Source organism: Bradyrhizobium sp. 197, from assembly GCF_023073375.1.
Lineage (GTDB): Bacteria > Pseudomonadota > Alphaproteobacteria > Rhizobiales > Xanthobacteraceae > Bradyrhizobium.
This window is the reverse complement of the sequence record NZ_JADPJJ010000180.1, coordinates 47,097-65,627: the sequence shown is the minus strand read 5'-3', so window position 1 is coordinate 65,627 and position 18,531 is coordinate 47,097. Positions and strand designations below refer to the sequence as shown.

Genomic DNA, 18,531 nt, shown 5'->3' with positions numbered 1-18,531 from the left:
ACCTGGGGCAGTCTCGCTCGTTCCTGTCTGAAGATGTGGAGGAGGAGCCTGTCCGCGGGTGATGCCGCATGATGCCGGCAGCATCGCCGGCTCACTGGCGCAGCGACCAGGACACTCGCTCTGCGCCTGCCTCCTCGAACGATTTGGCCAGCCGTTCCTCGCCCGGTGCTCCGAATTTCCGGGTGCATTCTGCGAAGTGCCGCAGGAACTGTCCGGCCATCAATGGGATCGCAATTTGGGCGCCTTCGAGATCATCCGCAAAAGCGGCCTTTCATGGCGTATGCGGAGTCGACACTCTGAATCCGCGGCCATGCTTGACGGCTGATCGTCCGGACTCCTCACTATGGCGTTGCTTGTTGTTGCTTGTTTACGTGTCCATGGCGGCACGTGCGCGAGCTGGCAACCAAGTGATTGATCAAAGCGCGCCCGTTGTCCAGGAGGTCTTCGACAACCATCTGGACACTCGCGCAACAGGGCGGGGTGGAACAGGACATCAATCGGAACTTTTCCGGGAGCTCCATCGTTCCGGCTTGCGGAGATGCTGCAGCGGGAAATCCCAGGCGCGGAATATCGGTGCATCAACAAGTTGGTTTCGCGCTGCTCGAATGGGCCGCCGACTGCGGCGCGGTCGCGCTGCAGGATGGCGAGGTTTCCTTGACGGCAAGATGGTCGCGCAGACGATCCGCTACACACTGAGCGTGCACGACAAAGCTCGACAAGGCTCTCGGCCGAAGATCGCGAACGCTTAAGCGTGACGGAAACACAGTTGAGGAGAACGCCAATGCCGACGCTCTATACGATGCCCGAGACCTGTTCGCTTTCCCCGAACATCGCCGTAGCTTGGCTGGGCGCATCGGTGAAGATCCACAATATTGCTTATGGCGACCAGAAGAAGGACGATTACCTCGCCATCAACCCGAAGGGCCAGGTGCCGGCGCTGCGCTTCGACGACGGCGACGTGCTGACCGAGGCGTCAGCGATCCTCGCTTGGCTCGGCGCGGCCCATGGCAAGGAAGGCTACGCCCGCGATACGCGGATCGGCCGCAAGGAAGCCGAGGCGCTGTCCTACATGACCTCGGGAGTGCATGCCACCTATGGCGGTCACTTCAACACCCAGAAATTCGCTGAGAGCGCAGCGGCGCAGGAAGAGGTCAAGCGCAAGACCTACGAGAATCTCGCCGATCACTACCGGCGGATGGATGGCACAGTGAGCCAGAACGGGGGCGAATGGTATCTGGGACGGCGCTCCTTCGCCGATACCTTTCTCTATGTGCTGACGCGCTGGATCGAAAAGACACCGCTGTCGATCGAAGATTACCCGGCATTGAAGGCGCACCGCACGCGCATGGAAGCGGACGAGGGCGCCGTCTTGCCCTGAAGCGCCAGGACATGGAGCCGGTCGGATGAGCGACGAACGGACGATCAGAACGGCTGGCCTGCCATGAGCGATGGAGTGCGCCAGGCCATTCATCGGACGCCGCGGATGCTCGCCCTATACCTCGTCCTCGGCGGATCCTGCCTGGGCCTCCAAAGCCAGGCGTTCGCAGGCTCCCGCTTCGACGGGACGTGGAATCTGGTCTTCGTCACCCAGCGCGGCGCTTGCGATCCGACCTACACTTTTACGGTCGACGTCGTGAACGGCAACGTCAGCCACCCGAACATCCTGACCTTCAGGGGCCGCGTGGCGCCGTCCGGGGCCGTTCGCGCCTCGGTCAGAGTCGGACAGAAGTACGCATCGGGATCGGGCAGGCTGTCCGGAGCGTCTGGCAGAGGCGTCTGGAGCGGTCGCGCGGACGGATCGCGGTGTGCAGGCACTTGGACCGCGCAGAGGAATTGATCCGCCGGCCGGGCCAGCCGGGAGCTCGACGACGAGCGCGTTTTTTAGTTCAAAGCGAACGACAGCCGGCCGCGAGTGCTCCCCCGCCGGGCCGCCGGATCGACCGCACGTCGCAGGTCGCGAAGCCATTTCCTGAACCGCACGAAGTCATTCTGAAACGAACGCCTGCTCTTGTGGTGAGCGTTGGGTCTTGGCCGTCTTCCACGGAGAGCGACATGAACGCTGCGATTGCATGGTTGCTGCCCCGCGCGTCCGCGAAATCGGTCAAGGACATCGACACCGCTCTTTCGGTGGCGATTTTCAGCGGCCTCGGGCTGCTGCTGTCGCTCTCGGTGCTGATCATCGACAAATATACCCCGGGCGAATGGTTCTGAGTCGAACGCTCCGACGTCGGTGTCTGGAGCGCTGTTGAGGCTGATCCGTCGGCAGTAGGTGTCGAGGCCCTTTCGGGATCCTCGCGGTCCTGGAGTTGTTCGATGACGGTGGTTTGCCGGCCCGCCCGCGCGGAAGACCTGGAGCTTGCCGACGCGCTGGTCGTGTCCAGCATCAACGATCTCACGGTCCGCCATGGATTCGGGCAAATGGCCTCCCCAAGCCCGCCGAACTTTCAGTTGTTCTCGCTGGCGGACGATCCCGACGGACTCTGGATCGCGGAAGACGACGGCAGGATCCTCGGCTTCGCCTGGAGCTGGGTCTGCGGCGACATCTGGTTTTTGGCGCAGCTTTTCATATCGCCCGACCGTCAGGGTGGGAGCATCGGCAGAGAGCTGATCGAACGGACCCTGGATCATGCCGCGAAGTCCGGCGCTTCCAACAGGGTTCTGATCACGTTCGCCTTCAACGCCGTGTCGCAGGGGCTCTATATCCGCCACGGGCTGTTCCCGCGATTTCCGATCTACAGCGTCAGCGTGCCCCGGGAGCATTTGATCGGTCGCCTGAATGGGCCGCAATTCGAATGCGCTCCGCTCGACGAAGATGCTTCTACCCTGGCTCGCCTCGTGCAGGCGGACCAGCGGGTGCTTGGGGTGTCCCGCGAGAAGCACCACCGCTATCTCATCAATGACAGCCGGACGAGAGGTTTCAGCCTCTACCACGGAGCTGATTGGGTGGGCTACGCTTACGTCGATGCCGGCGGCCACGTCGGACCGGTCGCGGTGCTGCAGGCCGGCGCCATCGCCTCCGCCTTCAGGACGGCGCTGCGCCTGGCGACCGAGAGTGGCGCCTCGCAGGTATCGGCATTCTTGCCCGGCGCGAGCGAGGCGGCCCTCTCGGTGGCGCTGGAGTACGGCATACGGATCAAATTTCCGATGCTTCTCATGTCGTCACGCGATTTCGGCAGCTGGGCCCAGTATCTGCCTCGCAATCCGGGCTTCATGTGACACCGTGTGACGCTGGGACCTGGCGTCGCGAACTTGCAGAGGCGGGCATGTCTATTTCGGAATGTGCGACGTCGACGGACTGCGAGGGGGCCGTCCGTGTTTAGCCGGCGCGTTCGCCCGCGGGGCGGAGGACGTCCTCACTCCACTCCACCAGGGCGACTGGTCCGCGGCACATGCGTTTAGCCGAAATTGCGGAAGCCGACAAAGAGCGAGCTAATCATCAACAGAACGGTCGCACCTGACCCAGCGACCACCAGCAAATCGGCTATGGGTCAACAGGGCCGGTTTGCCTGGCGCTATCTCGAACTGCAGACCCACATCTGAGGCGACCGAACTTCGCCACGGGCCAACAGCGGCTATCACCCGAGCCTCACCAAGGAGGTTGCGCTGAGTGATGGACGGTCACTGTTTCGCCGATCTCGAAGGAGGTTAGGTCCTCGCCGATCTCGAGTGGTCCACTATAGGTTTCTCGCGTCTGCGCTAACACGTCGTCCAAGGTTGCTTCCGCAACCTTCTCATTGCTGAGGAACACGAGGTGAGTGTAGGCGGCTAGTTTCGGCTTGGCCTGCGCGAACACCCGCCCGGCATCGTGCGGACTGGTGTGGTGCGCAATTATGGCCTGTGCGAATTGATTGGACATTAGTTCCGGCCTTGCAATCGCAACCTCATGAATCAAAAGATCTGCCCCCGTGCCGTATTTGATCACGTTCTGGTTGTAGCGAGTATCGCCCGAGATCACAGCAGCGTGCCCGTTGTATTCGATGCGATAGCCGTAGGCGGGCTTGATGGCGTCGCCATGGTCGACTTCAAACGCGATCACTTTCACGCCGTCCTTTTCGTAAACGACGCCGTCTTTGGCGAACTCCTCAACGTCAACTGCGATGGCCTCATGCGGCAGTTTCTCGTCCACCTCGCGGATGCTGATATCGAGCGCGTACGCCTTTTCCAGATTGCTCATCAAATTCTTAGCACCGGTTGGCCCGATGACGTGAAACGGAGTCTTTCGTCGGGTTGCAGGGCTACCAAGCCAGCCGGTCAACCAAACATCTGGAATGCCGGAGACGTGATCGGAGTGATAGTGCGTGATGAACAGGACGTCGATTTTACCGAGCGGAATTTTGAGCTGACCCATTCGAGTGGGAACGCCCCGACCAGCATCGAACAGTAGGGTCTTTCCCCCGGCCTCCACCAAAGTGCTCGGCCCGAGTCGTGTGGGGCGAACTTGTGGAGACGCCGTTCCAAGGAGCGTGACCTTGAAGCCGCCTTCGGCGGCCCAGGTCACGCTCGATATTGTTGAAAAGAACATGAAACATAAAAAAGCGAACGCTAAACACCGTTTCATAATTTCACTCCCTCCAACCAATTCCTCGAAAAACATGACCCAAAGACCCTATAGTCTAGCCCGTTTGTCTCGGCCCTGGTCATGAAAAATAGGTGTACTGCGACAGAAAATTCCCCATCCGGTTTGGGTCACGAGCCGCCGATCAAGCTCAAGTGGGGTGACTTCCGCTTTGGCCTGTCGAGCCGACGTTTATGAGCACACACCCTTAGCCGACGCTATCCCAGAAGCTGTTGTAGTAGCTTCGCCTCCAAGTGCACCTGATCGACACATCTTTGCACGCGTCCCGGATAGTCTCGCTCGATCCAGGGCTCATCGGCTAAGCGAACCTGCTCGATCTTCGACAACCGAAGGCAGATCCACTTGGCTTGCGCCGGACGCTTCGTGCTCGAACTTACCTCTAGGAGGAGGGCGAATGCGCGCTCCTCCCCGGCGGCGTGTCCCAGCATGTAGGGGCAGACCGTCTGGCGGTCGCCGTCTTGGCTCACGTGAACGGGCCGGCGTTCAAGGAGCGCTTGTCGGAGCGCCACGAAGACCTCGCTGTGGCCTTCGCTAAGGATCTGGAAGGGCCGCTTGCGACCGCGGCGGGGTCGGTACGCTGCGAAGCCCGGGTTGAAGGTCGCTGCTCGCGTGATCCCCATGCGCTCCATCAGGGCAAAACTCGTCCGGTCGACGAAGGAAAACCTCTCGTCCGGGAAGCGCGCCCCTATCTCCGAAGCCGCATCCAGATCGGCGCAGACGATGGGTTCGGTCCGAACTCCGCTGTCGCGCAGCCGCTCCCAGAAGACTTCCGGCCACGCCGCGGCCAAATCGGGCTTTTAAAAGCTGGCACGTCTCGACCAGCACCAAGTCCGTCGTGAGGTATTGGTCGATGCTCTGAAGGATCGACTTGGCGCGCTCATTCTGAGCATCCCGCTTGGCGGCCGCAGCGAACCAGACGGAGCTGTCAACGAATGCATGCCCGTCACTCCTGAACCGGGTACTGCCAAATGTCGCGCTTTGGCTCGTTGTCCTCAAGCCATTTTTGCGCGCGCGCTCTTTCGAGGCAAAGAGCTTGATCCAATCGGGCTCACCGATGGCTCTCGACGCCGGATCGGGCAAGCAGAGCCACACCGATGCCTCGACTGGACCGCCTTCGACTTCGTATTCCCAGGCTACGCCTTCGGGGTCGTTGTCCTGGAGCCAAGCGTCGGCGGCACCGCCAGATGCAAATACCTTCACCCATTCGGGATCGCCCATCGTTCGCGACTCGCCGTTCTCGTAGTCATCAAGGTAGAGCCATGCGGTCCTGCCCTCGCGGCGAGCCGTGTCATGGCTGCGAACCGCCTCGTTTACCCTCTGCCGGTCCGAGCGATCGGCTTCAGGCAGCGACGACACCGCGGCGTAGAGTTCGGCGGGAATGCTGCGCCTGTCGCCGGGAAGCTTGTAGCGCCATTCTACCCATTGATCGAATGCGTCCGACATATGGCTCACCTCCTTGGTTTGGCGCGGAACGGACTGTCGATAGTGAAGGCGTCGGGCGCGATCCCGCTCTCGATGCGCTTCCAGGTCACGGGCGCTGCGATCGGAAATCCCTCTCGGGCTCGCGGGGAATAGGTGCCGATCGCGGTGGTGCCGCGGCCATTGCGCAGCGCTCAAGTTGGTTTTCGCCTGCTCGATGGCGCCCTCATCGGACTTCACCATCGCCGAACGCCGAGACGCCATATCTCGCTGCGGCTGGCACAAAGTTGCACCGCAAACTCTGCGGATCGCTCGAGGAGGCCATCCGGCGATCTGGATTGAAGGACGGGATGACCATCTCGTTTCACCACGCCTTCCGGGAAGGCGACAAGGTGGTCAACAAGGTTGTGAATACCCTGGCCAGGCTTGGCTTCAAGAACCTGACGCTCGCCTCGAGCTCGCTCCTGAACTGCCACGATCCGCTGGTGGAGCACATCAAGAGCGACGTGATTACGCAGATCTACACTTCCGGCATGCGCGGCAGGCTCGCCGAGGCTGTTTCCAACGGATTGATGAAGAAACCGGTGCAGATTCATTCGCACGGCGGCCGGGTACATCTCCTGCAAACCGGAGAGCTCAAGATTGATGTCGCATTCCTCGGAGTCTCATGCTGTGACGAATTCGGCAACGCCAATGGATCGCGCGGCAAGTTGAACTGTGGCTCGCTCGGTTACGCGAAAGTCGATGCTGAATACGCCCGCCAGGTCGTGCTGCTGACCGAGCAGTTGGTGGGGTTTCCGAACTATCCCGCGAGCATTTCGCAGGATCGCGTAGACCTGGTCGTCAAGCTCGATCAGGTCGGTGATCCCTCGCTCATCAGCGTAGGGGCCGCCCGTGTCACAAACAATCCGCGGGAGCTGCAGATCGCACGTCACGCCGCGGATGTTATCGAGCACTCCGGCTATTTCAACGATGGCTTCTCGATCCAGACCGGGTCTGGAGCGGCGGCCACGGCCGCCACCCGTTTCCTTGAACAGCGCATGAATTGCAAAGGTATCAAGGCGAGTTTCGCGCTCGGCGGCATCACAGGGGGCATCGCCGATTTGCACAGTAAGGGCCTGATCAAGGCCATTGTTGATGTGCAGTCGTTCGACAATGATGCCGCGGCATCGCTGCGAACCTCCAACGCGCATATCGAGATCTCGGCCAACGAGTACGCCAATCCGACATCGAAAGCAGCCTATGTCGATCGCGTCAATGTGGTGATCTTGAGCGCGCTGGAGGTCGATCTGGACTTCAACGTCAACGTGATCACCGGCTCCGACGGCGTCATGCGCGGCGCATCCGGTGGACATTGTGATGTCGCGGCCGCTGCGGACTTAACCATCGTTGTTGCTCCATTGGTACGTAGCCGCATTCCGACGGTCGTCCGGCATGTCACGACTCTACTCACCCCTGGCGAGTCGGTCGGTGTCCTGGTGACAGACCACGGGATCGCCGTGAATCCCAAGCGCCCGGAAATCGAGCAGCGACTGCGCGACGCACGTCTGCCTGTTATGACCGTCGAAGAGTTGTACCGGAAGGCGGTGGCGTTGATGGGCGAGCCTGAGCCCCTCGAATTCACCGATCGGTTTGTCGGCATAGTCCGTTACCGCGACGGCAGCGTGATCGATGTCGTGCGGCAGGTGAAGAACTGATCATGTCTGCGCCGGTCCGGACGGCCATTGGGGCCGAAGTCAGTCTTGATCAGATGCTGGCGGCTCGGGAGCAACGGGCCGCGCGTCAAGCCTCCGCCCTGGCGTGCTTTAACAAACCGATCGTGTCCATGACGGTGGTTATGCCCGGCCCGGTGAAGGATGGCTGGTTGTCCCGACGGGTACTGAGCGAGGCGCTCAAGCAGTTGGAGGCCATGTCAGATAAGCGCAGCTGGCGCGTATTGTCGCGCGAGGTCTTGTGGCGGGAGACCGGGCCGGAGGCGCTCTACGTTATTGATGCGGAAGCGCGGATGCTCAAGTCGGCTACCGTCGCTCTGGAAGAAAATCAACCCATAGGACGCCTTTGGGATCTTGATGTCCTCACTCCCGGACGGGGCCTTCTGTCACGTCAGGAGCTCGGCTTTCGCCCGCGGCGCTGCCTCGTTTGTGGGCAACCGGCCCATGCCTGCGGTCGCTCGCGCCTGCATCCGCTCGAAGAACTACTGAGCACGATAGCGAGGATTGTTCATGACCATGTTCCGCGCTCAGTCAATTAGCCCGCTGCCATCCTCGGCGGGGAACGAGGCTCAGGAGAGGATGGCCGGCGCGCTCGCCGCGTATGCGGACCGGGCGTTGCTCACAGAGTTGATGCTCACGCCCAAACCCGGACTGGTGGATCGGCGAAATTGCGGCGCTCACCATGACATGGACATGCACACGTTCCTGGCCAGCGCACGCGCGATTGCGCCCTGGTGGCCGCGTTTTGTGGAGATCGGATTTTCTTCTGCGCCTATCACCGCGGGCGGATCGCTCTCGGCGGTGCGTCCTGTCGGCGTGCTCTGCGAACAAGCGATGCTGCGGGCGACGAAGGGCATCAACACGCACAAGGGCGGCATCTTTTCGCTTGGCTTGCTCTGTTTCGCGGCTGGTCGTCTTTTGGGGCGCGGTATCTCCCTAACGCGCGAGCATCTGTGTGGTGAGGTTGCCAGGATCTGCGTCGGGCTTGTGGATCGGGAGCTCAGGGCCAGGGGAGAGACGCTTACGGCGGGCGAGCGCGTCTTCCGGCGCTATGGGGTCGCCGGCGCAAGGGGCGAGGCCGCTTCGGGATATTCGACGGTGCGCACGGCAGCCCTGCCGGTCTACGACCAATTGCGGTTGAACGGAATCAACGAGGAACTGACGCTGCTCCAAGTGCTGTTGAATCTGCTCGCCGTCAATGATGACACCAATCTTCTGTCACGCGGCGGTCGCGCAGGCCGGGACTATGTCCGAGCTTACGCCAAAACTCTCGTGGGGGAGGGCGGCGTCCTAGCGCCGGACGGGCTACGCAAGATGGCGGCATTCGATGATGCATTGATCGCGCGCCACTTAAGTCCGGGTGGGACGGCAGACTTGCTGGGCATCACCTGGTTCTTAGCGCAGTTTCTTACCCATGAAGCGGTGGAAGCACAATGATACAGAACGAAACAGAAGCCACGTCAAATCACATCGTACAATTTTTAAATTAACACGGAGAGCAGAAGCAGCCATGCGTATTCATGCAATCCAAACCGGCTTCGTTAAAATAAAAAGTGCGCAGGTCGAGGGACACGGACACGGGTTGGCACGACGGCTTGCCATTTTCACCGACCGGAACTGGACCGAGTGGTTGCCGACGTACGCTTGGGCGATCGAGCACAAGGAAGGTGTCATCGTAGTTGACACCGGCCAGGGAGCGCATTTGCTCGAAACCGGGACGTCGTATCATCCCTTTGTCCGATGGGAAGTCGTTTTTCGAATCGAGAGAGAAGAAGAAATCGGTCAGCAATTGCGCGCGCTAGGCATTGGACCGCGCGATGTGAAAAAGGTCGTGCTCACCCATTTGCACATGGATCATGATGGCGGCCTAGCACATTTCCCTATGTGAAATCCTTGTTGCTTCCGGCGAACTTCGCACGGCAAGTGGATGGGCAGGGCGTATACGCGGTTACCTTCCTAATCGCTGGCCCTCCTGGTTCGATCCAACTGCGCTTGAACTCGCAGCGGAACCGTTTGGGCCCTTCGCTCGCAGCCGACGATTGACCGATGCTGGGGACATTGTCGCGGTGGCCACACCAGGTCACACCGCGGATCATGTCTCCCTCCTAGTACAGCAAGAGGACGGCACAATGCATTTTCTTGCTGGCGATACCTCCTACAATGAGCGCATGATGCTCGCCGGCAGGGTGGACGGCGTCAGTGCTGACGAGGGCATTTCCAGCGCAACGTTGGACTCGATCAGAGCCTTCGCCCAAGTCCATCCGACGGTGTATCTGCCGACGCACGACCCTCAATCCGCTGTTCGCCTCGCAAACAGACAGCTGGTAGGCCTATCGTAAGCATCAGGCCGCACGGAACGACTGAACTCGGGGAGAGGCCGCGCAAGATGTTGCGCTGAGCGTGATCAACTCGCGGTCGTTTGTTCTACTGCACGCAACGCCAGCGGATGAAGCCTAACAAATTTCAGCCCAAAAACTCCGGCGCGAAATCGTTCGGGCCGTCGCGCATTTTGGCAGGTGACAGCAGTGACCGGTGATGGGGCAGAAGGGGACATTGCTTCGGCGCGCTTCGGTCGTGCCGAACACGCCAAGGAAAACGCAAGGAAAGCGCAGGGAAAGCGGCTGAATCGGTCGCGACGAACTCGCCACTGTGCTTTCATCTGCGAGTTAGCGCGCTTAAGCAGTTGACGTAGATTTCCTATGCCGAAGTGCCAGAGGGACGACGGATCCCTCAAGCACCGACTTTCGAAACTGCACCGTCAAAGCCGGCTGCACCAGAGGCTCAATCGCAGTAGGGCGGCCGGTAATATGGCGGATACCGGTAGTTGGGATTGTAACAGTCCAGGCTATCGTCAAACAGGCCACCGTAGCCAGGCCAGATACCTCCGAAACGGTGCGTTGCGTAGTGACGGAGGCCTAAGCCGTAGGCCATGCGGTTACCGAGGTTGACGCGGCCCCCACCGAAGCCGCCGATGCGACCACCTCCGAACGCACCAATGTGGGCACGGCCAAAGCTGCCGACGTCGCCGCTGCCACCAAGCGCTTCTGCTGTAGCTGCAAGCAAGCTTGGGGCGAGCATGGTCGTCACCAGCATTGTCATGATTCGTCTCATCGCGACGTTCGCAAGTTCACGGTAATCGATGGTAGGGCTTTAACGCGCGCCGATCGCTTCCATCGGTGGCGCAGGGACATTCGACGGCATATTTCTGACCGGCATTTTGGCGGTGCTGCTCGCAGGCCTTGCCTCGCCGTCGCGGCTGCAGCCGACGCCATAGGCGAACGAGCATGTGAAAATGGCAGCTCAATTCCGACACAGGAGCGCGCCCCTTTTGCAGGTCAGGTCAGCCGGCGCGGGTTCCGAGGCGCGGGACTCAGCCGGCAGTGATGGGATCGTGAACCTCGCCTGAGCGGGATGTGGTGAACTTCCATCGCGGATCGAGCCAGCGCCGGGATCACGTCGACCCGGCGGCCAAAGGGCAAAGACCGTTGACATGCTCGGTCCCGATGTCCGGTAGCGTGGTTTCACGCGCCAGTCACTTCCGGTCTATCCCAGGGAGCAGACATTTTCAGCGGGGCCGGCATGTCTAAAAACGTGCCAGTAGGCGACCAACTGGAGCGCAACAAGCAACTCATTTCTGAACTCAAGTTTAGATTTTGAATTCCTGAATTTAGTCGGTGCATTGGTCCAGGCTGCACACATGGTGTGATCGCGATGGCAGCAGCCGCTACACACCCGCCTGTTAGGAGTTGAGAGAGCCATGACGTCGAAAGACGAGCGCATGCTGGATCCTACCGCGCGTTACGATCCGATCACGATTTGGCTGCACTGGATCACGGCATCACTTGTTCTGGCGCTGTGGGCTATTGGACAGACCGCCGATTGGTTTCCAAGACCGGATCGCGCGGCGATGTGGTCAATACATGTTCTGCTCGGAGCCGTGCTCCTTTGTGTGTTGCCGACGAGAATTGTCTGGCGCATTCGGTTCGGCCGCACCCTGCCGCCGGCTAATGGCGGGCTGGTTCATTTCATAGCCCAACTCACGCATTGGAGCCTTTACCTCCTTGTCTCTGTAGTGTTGTTGTTCGGTATACTCGATGCATCTTATAGGGGCATCACCCTATTCGGGATCTGGTCTGTCCCACAATTCGGCGCGCACCATCCTGCGGTTCTTCGCGCCATCGGTGCCTTGCATGGAGTTGGAGCCAATACGACGATTGCGGTCGCCTCAATGCATGCAGCTGCCGCGCTCCTACATCAGTATGGCTTCCGGGATCGGCTGCTGAGCCGCATGAAGCCCTGACTACTCTCATGCAAAGCGTGGCGGGGCTTGAAGGCAGCCGCCTTCCGCACCGCTGCGTGGGGACCTGCCGGCCCCGAGGAAAGCTGGCTCGCGGGCCTGGGCGCAGTGATGGCCGCACATCTTGTCGCGACCGGCCGCACCATCACGCTGACCGCGCGTTACTTTCATGATGGAAGCGCGAAAACGCCGGAGCAGGCCTGGTCCCTCGCACCACTTGTTACAATCGCTCCGTGCGCTGGCGGCGGGCTGGGGTCTGAGCCCAGGCCCTAAAAAGGCACCTAGCAAAAGCCGGTGCGTCGCGCACGGATCGTGTTATCGCATGTTATCTTGCTTCTCTCCCGCCCGCTTTTGCGCAGCACATTGTTGATGCGACGGAAAGCGGGAGGGTGCGCGTCGATGAAGGTTTGTTCAACTACGCTGCCAAGCTGCGCGCCGGCAGTGCCATAAATTCGGGTCCGATCGGATCACTGATGGCGGCCTCGAGGATGCGATCGACTCAGCCTGCGCTGGCGCGTCGAGCGCCCAGCTGCTGATACCGTCGACCGGTTGAACTGACCCGGGTGGCGGGCGCCCCATAGCGCGGTTGTGATTCCCTGGTCCAGCATCCATCCGATCGCAAGATGAATAACACGCCTTCCGAACCGCTTCTGCGCCAATTCGTCGAGCTGCTTCACGGCCGATAGATAGCGCGCGAAACGCGGCTGCAAGAATTTTGGGCCGGCGCCGCGGAGGTCGTCACCTTTGAACACCGTGTCATTCCGCATGCGGCCCGACAATAGGCCGCGGCACAGCGCACCATAACCGAAGGTCGCGATATCGTTCCGGCGGCAGTAGGGCAGGATGTCGGCCTCGATGCCGCGCTCGAACAGATTGTAAGGCGGCTGCAGTACATGCAACGGCGCAACCGGACGAAAGCGTTCCATCTGCAGGATCGAGAAATTGCTGACGCCATTCGCGCGGATCTTGCCCTGCTGGTGCAAGCTGTGCATCACCTCGGCAGTCTCTTCGATCTCCACCAGGGGATCCGGCCAGTGCACCTGGTAGATGTCGATGTAGTCGGTTCGAAGCCGCCGCAACGAGTCCTCGAACTCCCTCAGGATCCGCGCGCGAGAAGCATTGCGGATAACGCGTCCCTCGCTCCATTCAAGGCCGACTTTGGTCGCGATCACATCCAGCCGCCGATTGCCCATGTACCAAGTGCGACGCGCGATACGTTGATGTCAGTACCGGGAATGTCGGTATGTTCCAGTTCCAATGAATCTGGCATCGCTTGATCGGACATCAATGAGCTCCTGCGTGTAGAACAACCAGGTTGTGCGCTTCCGCTCGAGCGTTTTGCGACGAAATGGTCACCACGACACGTGAACGCCGGCTTTCAAGTAATCGGCCCGGCGGAGGCCGCCGGGGAGCCGTTCAGTTCACGATGCTCATCATGAGTCGCACCCCGCGTTGCACCAGATTTCACGGACTCGATGTTCAGCCCGGCTTCCTCTGAGGCCAGAAGGCCAAGCGCGGACCAATCGAGCTCCGAATATCCACGCGCTATCCCTGTGAGGAAGCGGTCGCGCACGACGCTGAGCGTTGGCATGGGGACTCCGGCCATCTCGCCTTCCTGCAACACCAGCCGCACGTCCTTGAGTGCGAGCGGGAAAACCAGGCCACCAGTCCGGTATTCCTGGTCGGCGATCTTGCCGCCATAGATTCGGTGGAAGCGGCTGCCGAACATTGTTGCGGTCAGAATCGCGAGCAATTCCCTGGTATCGAGCCCGCGCTTTTGTGCGAGCGCACAAATCTCCCCCAGGATTTCAAGATTGGCCGCGATCATGGCATTGCCGACCAGCTTGATCAGATTCGCTGTCGCCGGGGTATCGCCCACCGCAAACGTCTGCTGGCCGAGCGCATCGAAGATCGGCTGGCAACGCTCGAGATCCGGCTGCGGACCAGCTGCGATGACGTACAACTGGTGGGCTTTGGCTGCGTCCGGGTTTCCGAACACCGGTGCTGCGACGTAGCTTTGCCCATTTCGCGCATGTTCGCTGGCCAATTGGGATGCTATGGCAGGGCTGATCGTGCTCATCGAAAGATGGATCGCACCGGGCATCAAGCCCATGAGGAGACCGGCGATGCTGAGATCCTTGCGGCCGAACGTGACCTGTTGAACGGCAGCATCGTCGGGCAGCATGCTGACAACGACCGCGCAGTCGAACAGGTCGCTAAATGTGGTTGTCGGCTTCAATCCGAGCGGCAAGAGTTTTGTTACTTGCTCCGGCCGCCGGACATAGGCGAGCACATCTTTTCCGGCGGCCGCGAGGTTAGCGGCCATCGCTGTCCCCATTCGGCCGAGACCGATAAATCCGATCCGACCTTGCTGCGGCGCGTGCTCGAGATCAGCCTTCGAATTCGCTTTTGAACTCATCGTTATGACCTTCTTGACGGTATTACTGCTGAAAGCCGCATGCCTGGAGGATCGATTGCTCGAGAGCCCAGTTAGTGACGGACGAACGCAAATCCGACTAAAAAAGAATTTAGGCCACGACGCCGGAAGTTCGCGCAGGCGTAAGGCGTTGCCTTGAATTCGACGCTTCCTACTCGGGCATTTGCGTGATGAAACTTGCGGTGCGGAGTGGAGGGACCGCACGGGAGCTGGTCCTTCTGTCCAATTTCGCGGTGCTGCAAAGTTGTCGGTATCAGCCGCAGTAGGGTGGCCAACTATAGGGTCGACGACCGTAGTAGAGATCATAGCAATCCAGGCTGTCGCCCAACAATGTACCGTATCTTGGCCAGACGCCGCCAAAATGGTGCATGGCGTCGTGGTGCAAGCCTGAACGGTAGGCGCCCCCATGGTTGCCAAAACCGATATGGCCGCCGCCAAAGCCTCCCATATGGCCTCCGCCGAAGCCGCTCATGTGACCGCCACCCCCGCGCGCTTCGGCCGTCACCGCAAGCAAGCTGGTGGCGAGCAGGGTCGTTACCAGCGCTGTCATGAGTCGTTTCATCGTCATTTCCTTTCCAATTGGGCGACGTGCCCGGTTGCGGCTTTCAAGCTTAGCGAAACAGGCGGATATCTTTGAATGAGGCGGTCCAGTGTTCGAATCATTACTAGTGAGGGACAAGGGCGCGGTCATGTTCGTCGTCGCGAGCGGTTTTGCCGTAGCACTCGGCGGCAATGCCCGAGGCAGTTTCGAGGCACTCTGCATAGCTTGTGAAGCTGCAATCGGTGCCGCCTTCGTCGTAGGACAAACAATAGCGTCCCGGGGGCACGATGGGCCCGGCCGTCGCGATGTATCCAGAAAGGGCAAGCACAGACAGCGCAGTCGCGTAAGACAGGAACGTTGTCTGCAGCAGTTTCATGGCGATCTCCTACATCAGTTCTCGTTATTGAGATGGGAGCTGATGCAGGCGAAATCGATTATAAAAAACTTCAAGATGTGCTCAGCGCTTGCTATGTCGTAAGCGAAGCAGATTCATCGGCATAAAGAGCGGGCCAGAAACATCGTTTCTGGCCCGTCGCCTTTGTGCTCATCACGCTTCGTCGCGGCGGATCAATAACCCGACGTGGGTTCGCAAGGGGGGCCGTTGGTCCAGGGCTGCGTCGCAAATGCGCCCACAGCCGGCGCCGGGGTGCAGACCCGCCCATCAACATATTGGGCGGTCGGACGTAAGCTCGCGTCGGCGGGGGCAGCGACGTGCCGCGAGGTCGAATGGTACTCGCGAGCCAGGACAGGGGTGACAGTCAGCATGGTCGCAGCGAGCAGCCCGGCCGACAAGAGCTTTACTTTGGTCATTCAGTTTCTCCGTTGGATAGGGGAAGCCAAGGATGTTCGGCTTCTCGATTGAGAGATGCGTATGCCCAAGGATTGGCAAAAGGAATATCTCTTCACGCTGCTTCAACACGGCGAGAGGTTTCGCTCGAATCACGCGAGGCACGCGGCACAGGCCGCCTTGACGGCCGGCAGACCATCGGTCAGAACCGCGTTGAGGATGTCGACCATCTGCCGATTGCCATCGTCGGTGCCCGCGAGCTTGCGCCGTACACGTTCAATAGCCGCCGGCAGTACCCAGTCCTTAAAGGGGGCGCCGTTGCGCAAGGCGCCGGGTTTGCGAGCCAGCACCGGCACGTAATGCCAGGGGTCGTAGGTCGTCTCGCCGCGACCGAATGAGCGTGGATGCTCGGCAACGATGCGTCCGTCCTGGCGGATTACGATGCGGCCGGCATAGGCGTGAACCTCGACCGGCCGCCCGACCGCGCTGGCCGTAACCGAGTATTTGTTGTTGTCGAAGCGCACCAGGCAGGTCTTCGAGACCGATGCCGGCACCGCGTGGAATCCGTCGAACCGGCCGGCATAGGGAACGAGCTTTGGCCGTTCCCCCCTCGAAGACCTCCCAGACCGTCTGTTCGGCCAGTTCCGGGTGGCGATGGGCTTTGGCGTAGGCGATGCACTTGTCCAGCAGCCAGGCGTTCAACTCGTCGAGGGTTTTGAACCGCAGCCGTGGCATGAAGAAGCGCTCCCGGACAAGCCCAACCTGGTTCTCGACCTGCCCAGCCTGATGCCGGCGTGCATGCGACCGGATCGACGAGATAGTGGCTGCACATCTGCATGAAGTGGCGATTGTAGAGACGCCGTTTGCCGACGAAGATCGTCTCCACTGCGGTCTTCATGTTGTCGTAGATGCCGCGCACGCAGGTGCCCTCGAACAGAGCGAATGCCCGGTCGTGGGCGCTTGGAGAACTCGCCGCCCATCGCTTCGCGCGCCGCAGCCCGCAACTGCTCGAGCTCAGGCGACCGGATTCGGATCGCGACACCGGAGCCCAGCAGGAAGGGCGCATCGAGCAGGATGGGTAGGGGAGCGCCTGGGAGGTCGAAATCGTCCAGGCGAGCCGTTTGCGCCGACGACAGGCGGTGAACATCGTGAGGTGCGCAGGCAGCAGGTTGCGCTTGGGCGGGAAATGCGAGACTACCGGGATCCAGTTCAGCCGTCAGGATGCGGGGGCGGTCGGCCTGGTGTGCAAGGGAGTCGTGAGTTGCCATCATTGGCCTCGTAACCTGATGACGCCCAACGCGAATTTCTTTCTCCACATGTAGGAAGCCTCATTTTGAGGGTTTTCGTTGCCCGCGAAGCTTTGGGATCCGATATTTGGATCGGACGGCGTCTCGCACGACGCCCACTCTCGCAGTATCAGACGAATGGCTAAACTCGAACTCGACCCGATGCGCGCTCCCTGGAGCGAGGCTCAAGCGCTGCAGCGTCCGCTTCCGGACGGCGCGCTGAAGATCGTGGCGACCGGGGAGAAGGAAGACCCGCGCTCGCAGCCTGAGCCGTCAGCCTTCGCAGTTCTTCAGCTTCTCCACCACCGCCGAACTGTCGACCACCCTGCCGTCGCGGCTGAGCGGCACGTAGGCGGCCTTCCGCCCCTCGGGGTCAGTCACCTCGATCACCTGCGGCATGGTGTCGGGATGTTCGCCGGCGTGCTCCCTGGTCTCGATCCTGTAGCCTTCGAGGCGAAGGTCGCTTCCTTCCATTCCCGGATCCTGCGGCCGTTTCTCCGGCGGCATCGGCGGCAGGTCGGGCTCCGCGGAGTTCACCGGCGGAGAGCTCCATCGGGGCGCACCTCGCTCGAGAAGGCGCCGGAGCTCGTCGACGGCCTCTCCGCGCGCTTCGAGTTCTTCGACCGCTGCCACCACCTCGTCCCGGTCGAGAACGTCGAGAAGATCGTTGACGGTCCGCTCGCAGTCCCGCTCACCCGGTTCCACATAGCTCGCCAGGATGGCTTGAACCCGCTCAACGGCTTGCAGCACCTGCTTCTCCGCTGTCATCGACAAACTCCACGCAACGCGCACTCACCGATCCAATCGGAGCACGGACGCCTTGTTCCAGGACTAGGACAGCGGGCAAAAGAGGGAAAAGCCAGCCTCCGCAGTTTCGGAATCCCTGCCCTGTGGTAGCAGCGCGGAACGCACGGCGGCCGCGAGGATTCGCTGAGGGCACCAGGAGCGACCGCGATGTTGATGACGAAGGAAAGACGACCGGCGATCCGGACGCTACGCGGCTGGGCCATCGGCGTGCTGCAGGAAGCCGGCGCGATCCGCGAATGCGAGGAGCACGGCTGGGAGCAGGAACGGGCCGACCCACACGCCCGCGAACGCGCTCTCGAACTCGCCCGTCGGGATACACCGCCCGGCATCTCTCCGGATGAAGCCGTCGCCGAAGTCCGCGACGTCCTGGATTCCATCGGCGACAGCTGTCCGGAGTGTCCACAATATCCGGACTAGCTCGACTGCGAGCCCGCCGGCTCCAGCCGCGTCCGTGCGAGTTCTAGCCAGGCCTGCGCGATCCGAAGCCATCGCTGCCGTTCGAAGCCGCCGACGACCACGGCCTCCTGGATCGCCGCTTGCGCCTGCTGCTGAGGATCGAAATCACTGCCCATGACGCGGAATATCGTAGCGGTGGGAAGTAAACGGCAAGTATCCCGCAAGCCCGTAAGAGTCCGGAAGCGGCCACTTGGTGTTACGCGTCCTGAGGCT

General features: G+C 61.0%; 20 protein-coding genes and 4 pseudogenes. 13 read left to right on the top strand and 11 right to left on the bottom strand.

Going from position 1 to position 18,531, the window contains the following annotated elements; translation table 11 throughout:
• Positions 1-61 precede the first annotated feature (61 nt).
• The 5 genes from IVB27_RS39680 (at position 62) to IVB27_RS39660 (ending at position 3,216) form a co-directional block, all read left to right on the top strand.
• Positions 62-325: a hypothetical protein gene (locus IVB27_RS39680; protein ID WP_247447976.1), complete on the top strand. Its 264-nt coding sequence runs from the start codon at positions 62-64 to the stop codon at positions 323-325.
• Positions 326-781: 456 nt separating this feature from the next.
• Positions 782-1,378 carry a glutathione S-transferase family protein gene (locus tag IVB27_RS39675; RefSeq protein ID WP_247447975.1) on the top strand — a complete coding sequence of 199 codons (597 nt, stop codon included), beginning with the start codon at positions 782-784 and terminating at the stop codon, positions 1,376-1,378.
• 105 nt (positions 1,379-1,483) lie between these two features.
• The gene (locus IVB27_RS39670; protein ID WP_247447974.1) at positions 1,484-1,837 is read left to right on the top strand and encodes a hypothetical protein; all 354 of its coding nucleotides are present in this window, start codon (positions 1,484-1,486) and stop codon (positions 1,835-1,837) included.
• A 215-nt stretch (positions 1,838-2,052) separates the two neighbouring features.
• Positions 2,053-2,211 (top strand): hypothetical protein, encoded by a 159-nt coding sequence (locus IVB27_RS39665; protein WP_247447973.1) that lies wholly within the window; start codon positions 2,053-2,055, stop codon positions 2,209-2,211.
• 102 nt (positions 2,212-2,313) lie between these two features.
• Positions 2,314-3,216 carry a GNAT family N-acetyltransferase gene (locus IVB27_RS39660; protein ID WP_247447972.1) on the top strand — a complete coding sequence of 301 codons (903 nt, stop codon included), beginning with the start codon at positions 2,314-2,316 and terminating at the stop codon, positions 3,214-3,216.
• Between the two features lie 370 nt (positions 3,217-3,586).
• On the opposite strand, the gene IVB27_RS39655 is transcribed toward IVB27_RS39660, so the two are convergent.
• Both IVB27_RS39655 and ligD read right to left on the bottom strand, forming a co-directional pair.
• A complete protein-coding gene (locus tag IVB27_RS39655; RefSeq protein WP_247447971.1) occupies positions 3,587-4,594 on the bottom strand; it encodes an MBL fold metallo-hydrolase in 1,008 nt (335 codons plus the stop codon).
• Positions 4,595-6,024: 1,430 nt separating this feature from the next.
• A pseudogene (gene ligD / locus IVB27_RS43460) lies at positions 6,025-6,186 on the bottom strand (non-homologous end-joining DNA ligase LigD); the annotation flags it as partial.
• 96 nt (positions 6,187-6,282) lie between these two features.
• Between ligD and citF the strand changes: the two are divergent.
• The 4 genes from citF to IVB27_RS39630 all read left to right on the top strand — a co-directional run bounded on the left by citF (position 6,283) and on the right by IVB27_RS39630 (position 9,595).
• Positions 6,283-7,692: a citrate lyase subunit alpha gene (gene citF, locus IVB27_RS39645; RefSeq protein ID WP_247447969.1), complete on the top strand. Its 1,410-nt coding sequence runs from the start codon at positions 6,283-6,285 to the stop codon at positions 7,690-7,692.
• Positions 7,693-7,694: 2 nt separating this feature from the next.
• On the top strand, positions 7,695-8,246 hold the full coding sequence (citX, locus tag IVB27_RS39640) for a citrate lyase holo-[acyl-carrier protein] synthase (protein ID WP_247347397.1): 552 nt from the start codon (positions 7,695-7,697) through the stop codon (positions 8,244-8,246).
• On the top strand, positions 8,218-9,144 hold the full coding sequence (citG, locus tag IVB27_RS39635; RefSeq protein WP_247447968.1) for a triphosphoribosyl-dephospho-CoA synthase CitG: 927 nt from the start codon (positions 8,218-8,220) through the stop codon (positions 9,142-9,144). Before citX ends, citG begins: the two co-directional genes overlap by 29 nt.
• 73 nt (positions 9,145-9,217) lie before the next feature.
• Positions 9,218-9,595 (top strand): MBL fold metallo-hydrolase, encoded by a 378-nt coding sequence (locus IVB27_RS39630; protein WP_247447967.1) that lies wholly within the window; start codon positions 9,218-9,220, stop codon positions 9,593-9,595.
• An 893-nt stretch (positions 9,596-10,488) separates the two neighbouring features.
• On the opposite strand, the gene IVB27_RS39625 is transcribed toward IVB27_RS39630, so the two are convergent.
• Positions 10,489-10,806 carry a hypothetical protein gene (locus IVB27_RS39625; RefSeq protein ID WP_247447966.1) on the bottom strand — a complete coding sequence of 106 codons (318 nt, stop codon included), beginning with the start codon at positions 10,804-10,806 and terminating at the stop codon, positions 10,489-10,491.
• Positions 10,807-10,864: 58 nt separating this feature from the next.
• Here IVB27_RS39625 and IVB27_RS43455 point away from each other — a divergent pair.
• Positions 10,865-10,981, top strand: a pseudogene (locus tag IVB27_RS43455) (DUF1614 domain-containing protein); the annotation flags it as partial.
• 483 nt (positions 10,982-11,464) lie between these two features.
• Entirely contained in the window at positions 11,465-12,007 is a 543-nt protein-coding gene (locus tag IVB27_RS39620; protein ID WP_247447965.1) for a cytochrome b, read from the top strand.
• A gap of 464 nt (positions 12,008-12,471) precedes the next feature.
• Here the strand turns inward: IVB27_RS39620 and IVB27_RS39615 are convergent, their stop codons facing one another.
• The 6 genes and pseudogenes from IVB27_RS39615 to IVB27_RS39590 all read right to left on the bottom strand — a co-directional run.
• Positions 12,472-13,176: an aldo/keto reductase gene (locus IVB27_RS39615; RefSeq protein ID WP_345946994.1), complete on the bottom strand. Its 705-nt coding sequence runs from the start codon at positions 13,174-13,176 to the stop codon at positions 12,472-12,474.
• Between the two features lie 206 nt (positions 13,177-13,382).
• Entirely contained in the window at positions 13,383-14,423 is a 1,041-nt protein-coding gene (locus IVB27_RS39610; RefSeq protein ID WP_247447964.1) for an NAD(P)-dependent oxidoreductase, read from the bottom strand.
• A gap of 271 nt (positions 14,424-14,694) precedes the next feature.
• Positions 14,695-15,003: a hypothetical protein gene (locus IVB27_RS39605; protein ID WP_247447963.1), complete on the bottom strand. Its 309-nt coding sequence runs from the start codon at positions 15,001-15,003 to the stop codon at positions 14,695-14,697.
• A gap of 103 nt (positions 15,004-15,106) precedes the next feature.
• Positions 15,107-15,358 carry a DUF3551 domain-containing protein gene (locus tag IVB27_RS39600; RefSeq protein WP_247347373.1) on the bottom strand — a complete coding sequence of 84 codons (252 nt, stop codon included), beginning with the start codon at positions 15,356-15,358 and terminating at the stop codon, positions 15,107-15,109.
• 191 nt (positions 15,359-15,549) lie between these two features.
• Positions 15,550-15,792 carry a hypothetical protein gene (locus IVB27_RS39595; protein WP_247347370.1) on the bottom strand — a complete coding sequence of 81 codons (243 nt, stop codon included), beginning with the start codon at positions 15,790-15,792 and terminating at the stop codon, positions 15,550-15,552.
• A gap of 135 nt (positions 15,793-15,927) precedes the next feature.
• A pseudogene (locus IVB27_RS39590) lies at positions 15,928-16,727 on the bottom strand (Mu transposase domain-containing protein); the annotation flags it as partial.
• Between the two features lie 490 nt (positions 16,728-17,217).
• Here IVB27_RS39590 and IVB27_RS39585 point away from each other — a divergent pair.
• Positions 17,218-17,310 (top strand): annotated as a pseudogene (locus IVB27_RS39585) (SOS response-associated peptidase); the annotation flags it as partial.
• Positions 17,311-17,328: 18 nt separating this feature from the next.
• Here the strand turns inward: IVB27_RS39585 and IVB27_RS39580 are convergent.
• The gene (locus tag IVB27_RS39580; RefSeq protein WP_247448000.1) at positions 17,329-17,823 is read right to left on the bottom strand and encodes a hypothetical protein; all 495 of its coding nucleotides are present in this window, start codon (positions 17,821-17,823) and stop codon (positions 17,329-17,331) included.
• Between the two features lie 186 nt (positions 17,824-18,009).
• Between IVB27_RS39580 and IVB27_RS39575 the strand changes: the two genes are divergently transcribed.
• Entirely contained in the window at positions 18,010-18,279 is a 270-nt protein-coding gene (locus IVB27_RS39575) for a hypothetical protein (protein WP_247447962.1), read from the top strand.
• On the opposite strand, the gene IVB27_RS39570 is transcribed toward IVB27_RS39575, so the two are convergent.
• Positions 18,276-18,434 (bottom strand): hypothetical protein, encoded by a 159-nt coding sequence (locus tag IVB27_RS39570; RefSeq protein WP_247447961.1) that lies wholly within the window; start codon positions 18,432-18,434, stop codon positions 18,276-18,278. The two genes, IVB27_RS39575 and IVB27_RS39570, sit on opposite strands and share 4 nt — an antisense overlap.
• Positions 18,435-18,531 lie beyond the last annotated feature (97 nt).